General features: G+C 53.9%; 13 protein-coding genes. 7 read left to right on the top strand and 6 right to left on the bottom strand.

Annotated elements, in window-relative coordinates; translation table 11 throughout:
* Positions 1 to 140: 140 nt before the first annotated feature.
* Both fabF and acpP read right to left on the bottom strand, forming a co-directional pair.
* Positions 141 to 1,394, bottom strand: coding sequence for a beta-ketoacyl-ACP synthase II (gene fabF, locus QQ91_RS08005; RefSeq protein ID WP_166274740.1), 1,254 nt, complete (start codon positions 1,392 to 1,394; stop codon positions 141 to 143).
* A gap of 104 nt (positions 1,395 to 1,498) precedes the next feature.
* Positions 1,499 to 1,741, bottom strand: a complete 243-nt coding sequence (acpP, locus tag QQ91_RS08000; protein ID WP_166274738.1) for an acyl carrier protein — start codon at positions 1,739 to 1,741, stop codon at positions 1,499 to 1,501.
* Between the two features lie 378 nt (positions 1,742 to 2,119).
* On the opposite strand from acpP, the gene QQ91_RS07995 reads away from it, so the two are divergent.
* A complete protein-coding gene (locus QQ91_RS07995; RefSeq protein ID WP_166274736.1) occupies positions 2,120 to 3,943 on the top strand; it encodes an SLC13 family permease in 1,824 nt (607 codons plus the stop codon).
* Positions 3,944 to 3,977: 34 nt separating this feature from the next.
* Here the strand turns inward: QQ91_RS07995 and QQ91_RS07990 are convergent, their stop codons facing one another.
* Positions 3,978 to 5,417 (bottom strand): anthranilate synthase component I, encoded by a 1,440-nt coding sequence (locus QQ91_RS07990; protein WP_250833295.1) that lies wholly within the window; start codon positions 5,415 to 5,417, stop codon positions 3,978 to 3,980.
* Between the two features lie 101 nt (positions 5,418 to 5,518).
* Complete coding sequence (locus QQ91_RS07985; protein ID WP_166274732.1) at positions 5,519 to 6,511, bottom strand: energy-coupling factor transporter transmembrane component T family protein; 993 nt, start codon at positions 6,509 to 6,511, stop codon at positions 5,519 to 5,521.
* A gap of 72 nt (positions 6,512 to 6,583) precedes the next feature.
* Here QQ91_RS07985 and QQ91_RS07980 point away from each other — a divergent pair, with 72 nt between their 5' ends.
* A complete protein-coding gene (locus QQ91_RS07980) occupies positions 6,584 to 7,234 on the top strand; it encodes a pseudouridine synthase (RefSeq protein WP_349306861.1) in 651 nt (216 codons plus the stop codon).
* On the opposite strand, the gene prfC is transcribed toward QQ91_RS07980, so the two are convergent.
* Complete coding sequence (prfC, locus tag QQ91_RS07975; protein WP_166274730.1) at positions 7,231 to 8,859, bottom strand: peptide chain release factor 3; 1,629 nt, start codon at positions 8,857 to 8,859, stop codon at positions 7,231 to 7,233. The two genes, QQ91_RS07980 and prfC, sit on opposite strands and share 4 nt — an antisense overlap.
* 205 nt (positions 8,860 to 9,064) lie before the next feature.
* Between prfC and QQ91_RS07970 the strand changes: the two genes are divergently transcribed.
* From QQ91_RS07970 to recR, 3 genes are all read left to right on the top strand, one after another.
* Positions 9,065 to 9,415, top strand: coding sequence for a DUF760 domain-containing protein (locus tag QQ91_RS07970; protein ID WP_166274886.1), 351 nt, complete (start codon positions 9,065 to 9,067; stop codon positions 9,413 to 9,415).
* A gap of 380 nt (positions 9,416 to 9,795) precedes the next feature.
* Positions 9,796 to 10,938: an A/G-specific adenine glycosylase gene (gene mutY / locus QQ91_RS07965; protein ID WP_166274728.1), complete on the top strand. Its 1,143-nt coding sequence runs from the start codon at positions 9,796 to 9,798 to the stop codon at positions 10,936 to 10,938.
* Positions 10,939 to 11,013: 75 nt separating this feature from the next.
* Positions 11,014 to 11,616 (top strand): recombination mediator RecR, encoded by a 603-nt coding sequence (recR, locus tag QQ91_RS07960; RefSeq protein WP_166274726.1) that lies wholly within the window; start codon positions 11,014 to 11,016, stop codon positions 11,614 to 11,616.
* 30 nt (positions 11,617 to 11,646) lie between these two features.
* Here recR and QQ91_RS07955 read toward each other — a convergent pair whose 3' ends face one another.
* Entirely contained in the window at positions 11,647 to 12,189 is a 543-nt protein-coding gene (locus QQ91_RS07955; protein ID WP_166274724.1) for a response regulator, read from the bottom strand.
* A gap of 373 nt (positions 12,190 to 12,562) precedes the next feature.
* On the opposite strand from QQ91_RS07955, the gene lipA reads away from it, so the two are divergent.
* A complete protein-coding gene (gene lipA, locus QQ91_RS07950; RefSeq protein WP_166274722.1) occupies positions 12,563 to 13,477 on the top strand; it encodes a lipoyl synthase in 915 nt (304 codons plus the stop codon).
* Between the two features lie 76 nt (positions 13,478 to 13,553).
* Positions 13,554 to 15,467 carry a two-component system sensor histidine kinase NblS gene (gene nblS, locus QQ91_RS07945; protein ID WP_349306860.1) on the top strand — a complete coding sequence of 638 codons (1,914 nt, stop codon included), beginning with the start codon at positions 13,554 to 13,556 and terminating at the stop codon, positions 15,465 to 15,467.
* Positions 15,468 to 15,516: the final 49 nt, after the last annotated feature.

Here is a 15,516-nt window from a genome sequence, read left to right as displayed (position 1 = left end):
TTTAGGTATGGATAGGTATGGAACAGAGGGAACTGGCAAAACAAACACGGCCAGCGGCGCAGGTGAACGGGAAAGCTCCGGGCGCAGCGAAGTCTGATGCCGGAGAAAAGGGCTCAGACCAGCGCGGCAGGAAGCAAGATTTAGTCAGAATATTTTTGGAAGGCTAGCGTGACGTTATGCCCTCCAAACCCAAAGGAATTGGACAGAACCACGTCCACCTTATGATCGCGGCTGGTGTGGGGGACGTAGTCTAGATCACACCCTTCATCGGGCTGATCCAGGTTGAGGGTGGGGGGCAATCTATCACGGGCAATCGCCATAACGGAAGCCACAGCCTCAATCCCCCCAGATCCCCCGAGCAGGTGCCCCGTCATGGATTTAGTGGAACTCACGGCGATTTTATAGGCATTGTCGCCCAAGGCCTTCTTGATGGCAGCGGTTTCAGTGGTATCGTTTGCAGGGGTGCTAGTACCGTGGGCATTAATATAGCTCACTTGATCTGGACTTAAGCCCGCATCTTTTAAACACAGCTCAATGGCGCGAGCGGCACCCACCCCACCGGGAGAGGGCGAGGTCATGTGGTAAGCGTCACAGGTTAACCCATAGCCCACCATCTCGGCATAAATGTTGGCCCCTCGGGCGATCGCCCACTCTCGATCCTCCAAAATCAAAATACCGACCCCTTCGCCTAGCACAAACCCATCCCGGTTTGCATCGAAGGGACGGCTGGCCTTTTCCGGCTCATCATTGCGAGAGGTCAAGGCGCGAGCGGCCGCAAAGCCTGCCACCGACAAGGGCGTCACCGCAGCCTCCGTCCCGCCACAGATCATGGCCTTGGCATAGCCCCGCTGCACAAACCGAAAGGCATCTCCAATGGCATTGGACCCCGCCGCGCAGGCTGTTACGGAGCAGCTATTTGGACCCTTTGCCCCCACATGGATTGCGGTCAACCCCGCCGCCATGTTGGCGATCATCATGGGAATCATAAAGGGACTGCAGCGATCCGGGCCGCGGGTGAGGTAGATCTCTTGCTGATCTTCTAGAACCTTCAAGCCCCCAATGCCGGTTCCGATAATAATGCCGATATCCGCAGCGTTGCGGTCATTAATTTCCAGGCCAGCATCGGCGATCGCCTGCTTGCTTGCCGCCACGGCAAACTGAGCAAAGCGATCCATGCGCTTCGCATCCTTCCGATTCATGTAGGATTCTGGATCAAAGCCTTTGACTTCACCCGCAATTCTACAGTTGTGTGCAGAGGCATCGAAATGAGTAATCGGAGCAATCCCACTCCGACCGGCCATCAAGCTCTCCCAGTAATCTGACAGAGTATTACCAATGGGGGTAATCGCCCCCATGCCCGTCACAACAACGCGTTTAAGTTCAGAGTGAGTCATGATGTCCGTTAAACAATTAGATCTAGCAAGCGCGGATCCTACGCTCCTACACTTCAGGGGGCTTAGCCCCCTGGGCGCTAAAAAATGCATCCATTGGCGGTGAGTTAACCGGAAACCTTACCACTGATATACGTTACAGCATCTTGAACGGTTTTAATTTCTTCGGCGGCCTCATCGGGAATTTCAATATCGAAGGACTCCTCTAGGGCCATGACCATCTCCACAACGTCAAGCGAGTCAGCATTTAAGTCATTTTGAAAATTAGCCTCGGGCGTCACCTGAGATTCTTCAACGCTGAGCTGCTCGGCAACAATGGATTTTACCTTCTCAAAAATTTCTTCGTTCATGGATGTTTTTGTAATGTCCGTTCCTACAGTGAAAATTCAGCCAGATCCGCGCACCCATCTAGATCAGAGTCCAGAGGATTGATAGAGCTTTCTGAATCAAAATCGCTCAAAATCTTCAGTATTCAGGACCATTGAATCCCAAAACTAAAACCGCGAGACCCTATGCCCAGTGAAAATCACAGCAAAGTAAGGTCGCTGAAGATTTTGGCCATTCTTTACATCTTAGTCCGAAAGCGTCCTCGGATAGCACTGAGTTTTCTGAGCCTCAGGGCAGCCCTAGCCGAACCCCTTCGCCATCAGCTTCAAAAAGCTTACGGGCTAGACCCTATCGCAGATCACCCCTTAAGATGTGCTGATCCAAGCCCGCCCATTTAAGTCATGGATTTTATTCTGGATCCAAAATTCCAAACCCTGCTGGTCATTGTGCTCGCCCTGATTGCATTTATCGCAGAATGGTTGCCCGTTGACATTACGGCACTGCTGGTGACCAGTGTTCTCATGATCCTGGGCCTGGTAACCCCCGACGAAGGCATTGCGGGATTTGGGAATAGTGCAACCATCACCGTGCTGATGATGTTTATCCTCAGTGCCGGGGTGGTGAAAACTGGCGTGACCCAAAGCCTGAGAAATTGGCTATTGCGCTGGGGTGGGGCAAGGCCTCGACGTCAAATCTTTGTGCTGGGATTGCTCATTGGCCCCATTACGGCCTTTGTAAATAATACGGCGGTTGTGGCAATTTTTATGCCCATCATCGAAAGCTGGTGCCAGAAAAGCCGGATTTCTCCGTCCAAACTCTTGATTCCCTTATCCTACCTCACCATCTTGGGGGGAACGATCACCGTGATTGGAACCACGACCAATATTCTCGCCAGCGGTTTGTCTAAGGATTTGGGCTATGGAGAGTTTTCTTTGTTTCAGTTCTCCAAATTAGGCCTGACGGTATTTGCCATTGGCCTGATGTACCTCACCTTCGTGGCCCCTCGGCTCATTCCCAGTCGTCGGTCTATTTCCGCCGACTTAGAAACCTTCAATGTGCGGGAATACGTGAGTGAGGTGGTGATTGCGCCGCGATCGGCTCTCATTAATCAAACGCTACGACAAAGCGGGCTTCAGCGTCAGTTTGACCTGGACGTTCTGGAAATTATTCGCAATGGCAACCATTTTCCGCAACCGCTTTCGGACAAGATTCTGCGCGCCGGGGATGTATTACTGGTGCGCAGTAGCACTGAGGAACTTCTGAATATTCGAGACCAGGCGGGATTAGACCTACTGCCCCAGGTCAAGTTTGCCGAGGAATCTAATCAGGAATCCCTCGAGCACGAACTCAGCTCTGGGGAAGAGGAAATTTCTGAAGTGCTCATCTTGTCCAATTCCCGTTTGGTGGGGACAACCCTGAAGGAAATTCGCTTTCGCCAGCGGTATAACGCGACGGTGCTGGCGATTCGTCGCGGCGAAGAGGTGGTCCGCGATCGCCTCGGGCAGGTACCCCTGCGGTTTGGCGATCTGCTCCTGGTTCAAGGCCCCCGAGACAGCCTGAAGGGGATGCAAACCACGCGAGAACTGTTAGTGCTTGAACCTCGCGATGCGGAAAACTTGCGCGTTAGCAAAGCTGGATTAGCCATCGGGATTGTCGCCGGCGTGATCGTGATTGCGGCCCTCAAAATTTTGCCCATCATGGTGGCGGCACTGCTGGGCGTGATCTCCATGGTAGTCACCAAATGCCTGAAGCCGGGAGAGCTGTATGGAGCCGTTCGCTGGGATGTGATTTTTTTACTGGCTGGACTCATTCCCTTAGGAACCGCCATGCGCAACTCTGGAGCAACGGATTGGCTGGCCAATCAGGTGGTGAGCGTTGGCGGTCATTTTTCCGGCTATTGGAAGCTTTGGTTCTTCTATCTGGTCACCGCGATTCTCACTGAGCTGCTCTCCAATAACGCCACGGTGCTCCTCATGCTGCCCATTGCGGCAAAGGTTGCCGAGATCCTCAGTCTCAGTCCCCTCAGCTTTATGATTACGGTAACCTTTGCCGCCTCCAATAGCTACGTTACTCCCATTGGGTATCAAACCAACACCATGATCTATGGGCCGGGGGGATACAAATTCTTAGACTTTATGCGGGTTGGCCTCCCCATGACAATTACCTTCACATTCTTAACCCCCCTATTGGTAATTTGGATTTTTGGGATTACCCTGGCGGCCTAGGGCCGTTCTCGACCTTGCAGCCCTAAAGGCAAGCCTAGCCTAGAGCGGCAAGCTGCGCCTGGGCCTTTTGAATAGATTCGTGCCATTCTCGCTCTGGATGACTATCGGCAACAATTCCTGCACCCACTTGGCCCCAAATGGTGCGCTCCTGCAAATCTGAGCCGTGGGCTGGATTCAGCGAGTTGGGCAAGCTGTAGAGCAGAGTTCGGATCAAAATATTCAAATCCAGCTGACCGCGAATATCCAGATAGCCACACGACCCATAGAACAAACTCCGGTGCACCGGCTCTAATTCCTCAATAATTTCCATGCAGCGAACCTTCGGACATCCGGTAATGGTGCCTCCTGGAAAGAGGGCGCGAATGAGATCAATGGGACTACATTGGGGACGCAGCTGTCCGGTCACGTTGCTCACCAAATGCATCACATGGCTGTAAGATTCAATGGCCAACAGCTCATTCACCTGCACACTGCCCCAGGCACACACTCGCCCCAGGTCGTTGCGCTCTAGGTCCACCAGCATAATGTGTTCTGCCCGCTCCTTTTGATTTTGAATCAGATCCTGTTGCCAGCGCTGATTTTGCACTGCCGATTCTCCGCGCGGACGCGTCCCAGCAATTGGACGGGTTTGGGCTTGCCGCCCCCGGAGGTCCACCAAGCGTTCAGGAGAGCAGCTAATCAACCCACCCCAGGGGGTTTTCCAAAAGCTGGCAAAGGGAGAAGGATTTAAGGTCTGCAAGTTTCGATAGAGGTCCCAGGGATCCAGTTGACTTTTGCTTTGAAAGCGCAGCGACAGATTGGCCTGGAAAATATCTCCACGGGCAATGTAGCGCTGGGCCCGTTGTACCATCGCTTCGTACTCCTTCTGGGAGGTGATCCACTCAATGGCTGAGGATTTCCCAGATCTCCGACTGGTGATCTCTGGGCCAGGATCTTGTTGCAGTCGCATCTTTAGCTGCTGCAATTCCGAGAGGTTCGCAGCAGCTAACCAGAGCTGATCTGTCCAATGGTCCAAAATGGCAAACTGGGCTGGCTCATACCAGTAGGCATCCGGAAAGGGCAAAGGATCAGGATTGATCCTTGGTAAGGTTTCAATCTCCCAGCTCACCCCATATCCCAACCAGCCCAGCCAACCGCCCCAGAAGGGCAGATGGGGGGGAGGCTCTAGCGATCGCTCCGAAGCGAGAGAGGAGGAAAGGGGGCGATCGCTCAGGGACTGCAGACAGGGAAAAACCTCACCCACCGGGGGCGTCCAGATCTGCCAGTCTCCGTCCCTCTGGCGAGGCCGACCGGCGCAGAGGGAATATCGACTGTGGCTCAAGGTCGAATTCTGTGGACTTTCTAGCAGAGTGGCAATCCCGTCGTCTAAAAAGAGGGATGCAAAAATTTCCGAGCCGCTGCGTCCATCCAGCGGTAAGTGGGTCCAAACCCACGGCCATACGGTATTGCCCAAGCCTTGATCTGTCCTCAGCAATGGTAAAGAAATCCCCCTCAAATGTTGACAATAAATGGGTCGGGCCTCAACTTGCGAAGCACAATGCGAAGCACAATGCGAAACACAAATCGCATGGGATCTTAATCGGCCTGTCCCTGCCAGAATCGAACCCCCCACAGAACCACTAGCAAGCCGATGGCGAACCAGTCAACGCGACGGAGCTGAAAGGCATGCCACAGCACCTGATGCTGATTGGGGTGGGTAAAGCCGCGCACCGTCATCGCGCTGGCAATTTGCTCGGCGCGAAGGAACAGATTTTCCACCAGGCGATCGATCAGGAGCAGTACCAGCTGAATGGTGCCCTTTACGCCCACTTTCCGCCACCGAATGGCGCGGGTGCGGACGGATCGAATGAGATTTTGCACCTCCTCCAAGACCAGGGGAATAAAGCGCAGGGAAAGGGTCAAGGTCAGCCCCACCTCCACCACGGGCAGGTTCAATTGACGCAGCGGATTGAGCAGAATTTGCAGCGTTGCCGCGATCGCCTCGGGGGGCGTGGTCAGCAAAAACAAATTGGTGCCGTAAATTAAGGTAAACAGCCAGGTGCTGATGCGCACCGCTAACTGAACAGATTTCCGCGTGACGGTAAACGGCCCCCAATTCCAAAGCACATAGTGGTAGGGCTGGAATTTGTCCAGGGAGACTCTGTCAGGGGAACGATTGGCGCGGTCAGGATCTTGAGGCGCATCCCAAAAGCGCAAAAACTGATACCAGGGTTCTGGCTGGGGCGCAGCGGGAGGATGGTCCTGAAAACGCAGCTCATCCTGGGGCAAGCGCGGCGCATACTGCAAGTTATAGCCATCCGGCATGACCGCTGTGACCAAGAGCACCACCAGGCATAGGGCCAGCAACCACCCCATTTGCTGTCTCCAAACACGCAGGGGAATGAGTGCCGTCAGCGTAAACACAATTAACAGGCCCACCAATAAAAAACGCCACAGGGAGTTGGCCCAAATGGGGGAGACTAGAAACGTCATCAGCCAGGCGAGCTTGACACGAGAATCTAGTTGATGGAGCCAGGTAACCGGGGCCTCTAAATACAGCCCAAGGGGAAGCGATCTCAGCAGATCCATGAATAATAGTGTCAGCGCCCGTTTATCTCGCCCTCTATTCTAAGGTCTTTAGAGCCCGTCCCCGCCGTGAAAGTGCGCCCTACCCAAACTCCCTGGACCTATCTGTTGTTCTATAAGCCCTACAATGTGCTGAGTCAATTTAGCGACTCCCAGCTTGCCTCCTGCCAAACCCTGAGGCACTACATCGACACTCCAGGCGTTTATCCGGTGGGTCGGCTCGATCGCGACAGCGAAGGACTGATGCTTCTCACCAACCACGGCTGGATGCAGCACCGCATTTGCGATCCTAAATTTAGACATCCGCGCACCTACTGGGCGCAGGTGGAACGCATCCCCACCCCTGAAGCCCTCACCGCTCTCCGCCAGGGCATTGTGATTAAGGGAGGGCAGACGCGGCCAGCTCAGGTAGAGTTTCTGGACCCAGCACCTAGCCTGCCTCCCCGGCAGCCTCCCATTCGATTTCGCAAGCAGGTGCCCACCGCCTGGATCGCGCTAACCCTGAGGGAAGGCAAAAACCGTCAGGTACGTCGCATGACCGCGGCCGTGGGGTTTCCCACCCTGCGCTTGGTTAGGGTGGCCATCGGTCCCCTTCGCCTAGACGGACTGAGGCCTGGCCAGTCTCGGCCACTGTCTGAGGATGAGTTGATCGCGCTTCAACGGTTTGTGGGTCGGCCTCCGTCGCCCAGTCGGCGATCCGCCAAAGGTACCCAATCGTCTTCCTAGACAGAAACAGGCTGGAGACCCGAAGCAACCGGGGCAATGGCCGCCAGCGCTAGATCGGGGTGATCGCCCAGAAGCTGCTGGACATTCCAGGTATTTTTAAACAGTAAAACCGGGCGCCCCCAGGAATCTTTCACCGTGAGGGCACTAAAAATTCGCCCCACCGCCTCTAAGGCAGACCAGCCTTCCTGCACCCAGCGAGCCACGGTGTAGGGCAAGATCTCCAGTCGGGTTTCAACACCGTACTCGTTCTGGAGCCGAAACTGGACCACATCGAGCTGGAGCTGCCCCACGGCAGCCAAAATCGGCTCCCGCTTAGATTCATCCAGGGAATACATCACCTGGACGGCCCCCTCTTCCCGCAGTTCGGTCATCCCCTTTTGAAACTGCTTGAACTTTGAGGGGTTGGGATTGCGCAGGTAGGCAAATAGTTCCGGCGAAAAGCAGGGAATACCGTCAAATTCCACTTTTTTGCCCTGAAAAATCGTGTCCCCAATTGCAAACATCCCTGGGTTATTTAAGCCAATGATATCCCCAGGATAGGCATCCACAATGGACTCTCGTCCCTGGGCAAAGAGCTTTTGGGGACGGGAAAGGCGGATCGTTTTGCCCGTGCGGGTGTGCTGCACCGTCATATCTTTTTCAAACTTGCCAGAGCACACGCGGATAAAGGCCACGCGATCGCGGTGCTTTGGATCCATGTTGGCCTGAAGCTTGAAGACAAATCCTGTAAAGGACTCGTAGGTGGGATCAATATCTCCCAAATTGCTGTGGTAGGCATTCGGCTTGAGGGCGTAGTCTAAAAATGCCTCCAGGAACAGTTCAACGCCAAAATTGGTCATCGCACTTCCAAAGAAGATCGGCGTCATTTTTCCCCTGTGGACCTGAGCGAGATCTAGATCGGCCCCCAATTCCTCCAGGAGCTCTAATTCCTCCAGCAGTTGGGCATAGAGTGCCGGATCAATCAGGTCTTGAACCGCGGGATCATCGATCTTCCACACGGTTTCGCGGGCCGCTCGCTTGCCATGCTCACTGCGCTCAAAGAGATGAATTTCCTGACGGCGACGATCATAAACCCCCTGAAAGCGATCGCCCATGCCAATGGGCCAGTTCACCGCGTAGGTTTGCAATCCCAATTCCTGCTCAATCTCGTCCATTAGCTCCAGTGCCTCGCGCCCCGGACGATCCAGCTTATTGACAAAGGTAAAGATGGGCAGCGATCGCATCTGACACACTTCAAACAGCTTGCGCGTCTGAGGTTCTAGCCCCTTGGCCGCATCAATGAGCATGACCGCATTGTCCGCCGCCGCCAAGGTGCGATAGGTGTCTTCACTAAAATCCTGGTGCCCTGGCGTATCCAAAAGATTAATCTGGTAGCCGTCATAGTCAAACTGCAGCACCGTTGAGGTGATTGAAATTCCCCGCTGCTGCTCCATTTCCATCCAGTCTGAGGTGGCATGGCGCTGACTGCGACGAGCCTTGACGGCACCGGCTTCGTGAATCGCCCCTCCATAGAGCAACAGCTTTTCCGTCAGGGTGGTTTTCCCAGCATCAGGGTGGGAAATAATGGCAAAATTGCGTCGGGCTTGCACCGCCTGGGCAATTTCCGTCTTTAAGTCTGCGGCCATGGTGGGGATTGCTTTGGGCGAATCAACTAGCCTCCCATTATACCCAAGGGACCTCCCCCCTTACGCTGGCTCCTTGGCTCAGAAGAGTCGAAGAATCCGGTGATCCGGGTTCGGTTCCAACGAATGTCGGACTTTCCAAGGCTTTGTTAGGGTAGATGCAATTCAGAACAGCGAGCTTCAGAATGGAGGTTCACCCGTGGATAAGATGAATCAAACGACACCTTCCCCCCAAAATAAAATTGGCGCCAATGAGCTGTGGCAGTACGTTCAGACGCTAGAGGATTCCACCATTGCTCGTCTCTCTCAGCCTGCCTCGCCGGAAGTTTTGCAGCTGATGGAGCGCAATATTCAATCCATCCTGGGGATTTTGCCCTCTGAGCATTTTGAGGTAGTCATTACCACTAACCGAGAGCAGTTGGGTCAGCTCCTGGCCTCGGCCATGCTCAACGGATATTTCCTTAAGACGGTTGAGCAGCGCATGGCCCTGGAAAACCAGATCGGATCGGCAGATTTGGAGTCTGGAGACCTGGAGGCTGGCGAAGCCAGTTCCTCCTAAGTCTAGCTTGTTAGGTTTAGCCTATTAGTCCTGGGTCTCCACCCCCTTGGCTCTATTCGCGAAACCGCTGTTCACTCGCTCCAGCCGTAGGCCGTCTAGAACGAACAAGTCTTAGAGGATATTTCATGACAGGGTGTTTAAGACGTTTTAAATCTCTTAAATCGAAAACACTCGCCTCCCCAATCCCCCAGATCGGGTGGACTTAGAAGTCGGGCCTGCGGCATCAAGGGGCAGAGAGGCAACTGTAAAGAGTCAACTGTAGGGTCTAGAGAGACTTTAAATCCCCCCGTTGAGAACAGTCAGTTTTCACCAAGTCTTTTTTGACAGCAGCCGGGATTTTCTGTAATCGTAGAGGGCCGGATTTGCTTTCGGCCTCAACCATGCTAAACCCTTGCCAGAATTCTCAGAAGATCCCCGCAAGCCAGTCTTCCTACCCTTGCGTTTCCCGTCCCATTGATCCTTGCGAACACCAGGAATATCGCCGCACACTGTTAATCTGGTACGGCCGAAACGGACGGACCTTACCCTGGCGTCAAACCCAGGATCCCTACGCCATCTGGATTTCGGAGATCATGCTCCAGCAAACCCAGGTCAAAACCGTATTGCCCTACTATCAAACCTGGATTCGGCGCTTTCCAACGGTGCAATCCCTGGCCCAGGCGAACTTACAGACAGTCCTGAAGGCTTGGGAAGGGTTGGGCTACTATGCGCGGGCGCGACACTTGCATCGCGCTGCCCAGGTCATCTGCGATCGCTTTCAGGGGCAGGTGCCCCTTACCACGAGCGACCTTGAATCTCTACCGGGCATCGGCCGCACCACCGCCGGTGGGATTGCCAGTGCAGCCTACAATCAGCCTGCAGCAATCTTAGACGGAAACGTCAAGCGGGTTCTGGCCAGAGTGGTGGGACTAAAGGTTCCACCTAGCCGAGCCCTCAAGGATCTGTGGTCCCTCTCGGAGGATTTGCTCGATCCGGAGCATCCACGGGACTTTAATCAGGCATTGATGGATCTGGGGGCCACGGTTTGTACCCCCCGGCGGCCTGACTGCCACCGCTGTCCTTGGGTAGAATTATGCTTTGCCTCGATGCACCAACAACAAGCCGATCTACCCATGACAGAAGAACGAACTCCCCTCCCCCACAAGCATATCGGCGTTGCCGTCATCTGGAACCCTCAGGGTCAGATTCTGATCGACCGACGCCCCGCGGCGGGACTGCTGGGGGGCCTCTGGGAATTTCCCGGCGGTAAAATTGAAGCCCAGGAGTCCGTGGAAGCCTGCATTGCGCGGGAGATTCAGGAAGAAATTGGGATTGAGGTGGCCGTGGGCGATCATCTCATCACCGTGGATCACGCCTACACCCACTTCAAGGTGAGGCTCATTGTCCATCACTGCACCTACCTCAAGGGAGATCCGCAGCCGGTTGCCTGTGACGAAATCCGCTGGGTCTTTCCCGATCAGCTAGAGGACTATCCGTTTCCCAAGGCCAATCAGCAAATTATCGCGGCGCTAAAGGCCGCCTAGCCACTGCGCCCTTCCCTAGACTATGGCCTCACGCCATGGCCTTGTCTCCACTTTCAACATCTAGAGGATTGTTTAGTGAGCACCGTCTACACCCGACCCCTCGCTCGCTTGGTCGAACAGTTTCAGCGCCTTCCTGGGATTGGGCCAAAGACGGCTCAGCGCTTAGCCCTGCATGTAATTAAACGCCCAGAATCAGAAGTCAAAGCCCTGGCTCAGGCTCTCTTAGATGCAAAGCAGCAGGTGGGGCTATGCTCCATTTGTTTTCACCTCTCCGCCGATCCCATCTGCGATATCTGTCGCACACCAAGCCGAGATGAATCCCTCATCTGTGTGGTTGCCGATTCCAGAGATGTCATCGCCATCGAGAAAACCCGAGAGTATCGCGGCAAGTATCACGTTTTAGGGGGGCTTATTTCCCCCATGGACGGCATTACCCCAGATCAGCTTCAGATCCAACCCCTGATCCATCGTGCCAGCCAAGCCACCGTTCAAGAAGTCATTTTGGCCATTAACCCCAGCGTTGAGGGGGAAACCACCACCCTGTACCTGGCCCACTTGCTCAATCCTTTCGTCAACGTCACGCGGATTGCCTTTGGCCTCCCCATGGGAGGCGATCTGGAGTATGCCGATGAAGTCACCCTGGCACGAGCCCTAGAAGGGCGGCAGCGGGTTCAGTGAAGTCCTCCCTTGTGGAGGAGGAAGTTGGGGCTAGAGTTTTTCTTTGACAATCCCCACCAGCTGAGTCATGGCACGCTTCAGAGCATTGATTTCAGCCTGCATTTTCTCAATTTGCTCCTTGAGACCCTCAATTTCCGCAGGATCAAACCCTAAAACTCCGGTACCCACGGTTGCTGGCTCTTTGCGCAGACGAGGCAGCTTGGACTTGGAAATAGCTGCCTTAATGGAGGTTTGTAGCTGGTATTTTTCAAAGGGCTTTTCAATAAATTCAAAGTAGGCAAAGGGTTCGCTGATCTTATCGGTGACCTCTTCCTTTCGCCCGGACATGATGACCAGCGGAATTTTTTGCAGATCTTGATCCTGCTGTAGCTCTTGGTAAACGTCCCAACCACTCAAGCGAGGTAGGAGGAAATCAAGCATGATTAAATTAGGACGCTGCTCCCGAATCAGGTTCAATCCCTCTAGGCCATCCTTTGCTTCTAGAACCTCGAAGTCTCCCTCAGGAAGCATTTCACGAACTCGCATCCGGATTACTTTGCTATCGTCAATAACCAGGATTTTATGACTTGTCACGTATAACTCCTACGTCCACTGAACGGTCAGTATTGAACAACAATGAATCATGATCTCCACAGGCTACAGCGTTTTTCACTGGGGTAGACAACAAACATAGCCCGAAGGACTGAGCTTTGAGATGGAACCGCGCCCTGCTCTAGGTTTCCCCTCCTTGCAAACGGATTTTACACCAACTGATCAGATTGAGGCATGGTTAAAACAACGGGGCCTACCAAACAACAGAACTTACCAAACGACGGAACAACGCAGCCAGATATTCTAAGATGGAGCCAATCGATGGGGGTCTGGGATTAAAGGGCAAATCGGAAACGTAGAATAGCCTACACCATAACTCAAGTTGTTTTTCTTGTGAATATTTTCCGCAATTTTCATGGTAAACCTCTCTTTTTCTGATGATTTGACGCGCTTACCCCCCTGGCTACGCAAGCCAATCGGGCGGGCCAGTCAGATTTCCACAGTGCAACGGATTGTGCGCCAACGTCAGATTCACACCATTTGTGAAGAGGGGCGCTGCCCTAACCGAGGCGAGTGCTACGCCAATCACACGGCAACTTTTTTACTGATGGGGGCAGTTTGCACACGCTCCTGCGCCTTCTGTCAGGTGGAGAAGGGACAGGCTCCCCTGGCCTTAGATCCAGACGAACCGCATAAAATTGCGGAGTCTGTGTCTTTACTAGGCCTTAAGTATGTTGTGTTGACCTCTGTGGCCCGAGATGATCTCCCCGACCAAGGGGCCAGCGTGTTTGTGAAAACCATGGCTGCCATTGAGCACCGTCAACCCAGGACTCAGATTGAGGTGTTAACTCCTGACTTTCGCGGCGATCGCCGCTGGATTGAGCAGGTGGTAGCAGCCCGACCCGTCTGCTATAACCACAATCTAGAGACGGTTCGCCGCCTTCAAGGACCCGTGCGGCGGGGAGCAAAATACGAGCGATCGCTGTTTGTGCTGCAAACCGTCAAGGCCATCAATCCCCGTCTAGCCACCAAATCAGGCCTGATGCTGGGGCTTGGGGAAACGGAAGCTGAAGTCCTGGAGACGCTGGAAGACCTCAGGGCTGTAGGCTGCGATCGCCTGACCCTGGGACAATATTTGCGCCCTTCCCTGCATCACTTGCCCGTCCATCGCTACTGGCACCCCGAGGAGTTTGAACGCCTAGGGCAAATGGCTCGCCAGATGGGGTTTGTCCATGTACGCTCTGGCCCCTTGGTGCGAAGTTCCTATCACGCCGGAGAAAATGATATTCAGGATACGGCCCATGCAAAGGATCATGAAATATCAAATTAATCCCTGTTAATATCGTCAACAGCAGCAATCTTCAATATCCCCCTCAAAAAACGCTTTGAACAACTGGTTCAACAATTTGGGATCAGTCCTTGCCAGCATCTGGACAGAGTTTAATATTCAAACTCGGCTGATGGCGGCGGCAACGCTGGTGGTTTCTCTGCTGATGACCGCACTCACGTTCTGGTCTGTTAACAGCATTCAGCTCGATGCTCGGCTGCAAGATACCCGCTTTGGCAAGGATCTGGGGTTACTGCTAGCGGCCAATGTTACCTCGCTGGTGGCGGACCATCGCTACAGCGATCTAGCCCAAGTGTCGCGATCCTTTTATAACCGCACCTCCAGTATTCGGTATGTGTTCTATGCCGACGAAGCGGGGCGCATTTACTACGGCATTCCCTTTTCAGAGTCGCAGATTGACAGTGCCCTCACCCTGCGCCGAAAAATTCAGCTCCCCGATAATTTTGCTCCCACCTCAGGCACCGTGATGGTGCGTCAGCATCCCACCCCAGATGGCGAAGTAACGGATGTTTTCATTCCGCTGCTCCATCAAGATCAATACCTTGGCGTACTCGCCCTGGGGATTAATCCCAATCCCACCGTCGTCACCTCCTCCCACCTCACTCGGAATGTGACGGTGGCGGTATTCATCTCAATTTGGGTCATTTTTGTTTTAGGTGCCGTTTTTAACGCCTTTATTATCACTAAGCCAATTAAGGAACTGGTGGTGGGGGTCACCAATATTGCCGCAGGTGACTTCAAGCAGCGGGTGAATTTGCCCCTGGGCGGAGAGCTCGGTGAGCTGATTGCCAGCTTTAATGTGATGGCCGAACGCCTGGAGTCCTATGAGGAGCAAAACATCGAGGAGCTCACTGCCGAGAAGGCAAAGCTGGAAACCCTGGTCTCCACCATTGCCGATGGAGCGATTTTGCTCGATACCGACATGAACATCGTGTTAGCCAATGCCACGGCGCGCCATCTCTTTGGCTGGGAAGGCAAGGATGTGCTGGGAGAAAATATTTTGGAGCATTTTCCAGTGACCCTGAGTGCCGAACTTAATCGCCCCCTAGTCGAAACCGCCCAAGGAGAGTTTGAAGGGGAGGAATTTCGAGTGGCGCTGCAGGATCCGGTCCCGTGCACAATTCGCATTTTGTTAACGACGGTTTTAGACCAGGCACGGATGAATCCCAAGGGAATTGCCATTACGGTGCAGGACATTACGCGAGAAGCCGAATTAAATGAGGCCAAAAGCCAGTTCATCAGCAATGTCTCCCATGAGCTGCGAACGCCTCTGTTTAATATCAAATCCTTCATTGAAACCCTGCACGAGTTTGGGGATAGTTTAAGTCCAGAAGACCGGCAGGACTTTTTGGATACAGCCAATCGTGAGACGGACCGTCTAACTCGTCTAGTGAACGATGTCCTAGACTTGTCCCGACTGGAATCTGGTAAACAATATCGCTTTGAGGCTGTTGATCTGGCCCAGCCTATTGAGCAAACCCTGCGCACCTACCAGCTCAACGCTCGTGATAAGGGGATTGAGCTGTCCCAGGAAGTTGAGGCAGATCTGCCCCCCATTTTGGGAAATTACGATCTCCTGCTACAAGTCTTTATGAATCTGGTGGGCAATGCCTTAAAGTTCACCCTCAGCGGAGGCAAAGTCGTTCTCAGGGCTTACTCCCTCTCCGCAGAGGGATCCCTTGAACCTCCTCAGGTGCGCGTCGAAGTGGCCGATACCGGCATTGGCATTGCCCCAGAGGACCAAACCGCTATTTTCGATCGCTTCTTCCGGGTCGAAAACCGCGTCCATACCTTGGAAGGAACGGGCCTTGGGCTCTCCATCGTCCGCAATATCGTGGAGAAGCACCATTCCCAAATCCATCTAGTGAGTGAAGTGGGCGTCGGCACGACGTTCTGGTTCGATCTAGAGCCCTGTCATCCCGACCAGCCGCAAAAAATGATAGCGGTTGAAATTCACCCTACCAAGGTTTAGGTGCCCGCGCTGAGGCTCGAAGGACGCTGAGGCAACCCATCCCAACGGC

This window comes from Lyngbya confervoides BDU141951, from assembly GCF_000817775.3.
GTDB classification, from domain to species: Bacteria; Cyanobacteriota; Cyanobacteriia; order Thermosynechococcales; family Thermosynechococcaceae; genus Lyngbya; species Lyngbya confervoides.
The sequence above is the reverse complement of the archived record's forward strand: the minus strand, read 5'-3'. Positions and strand labels throughout refer to the sequence as shown.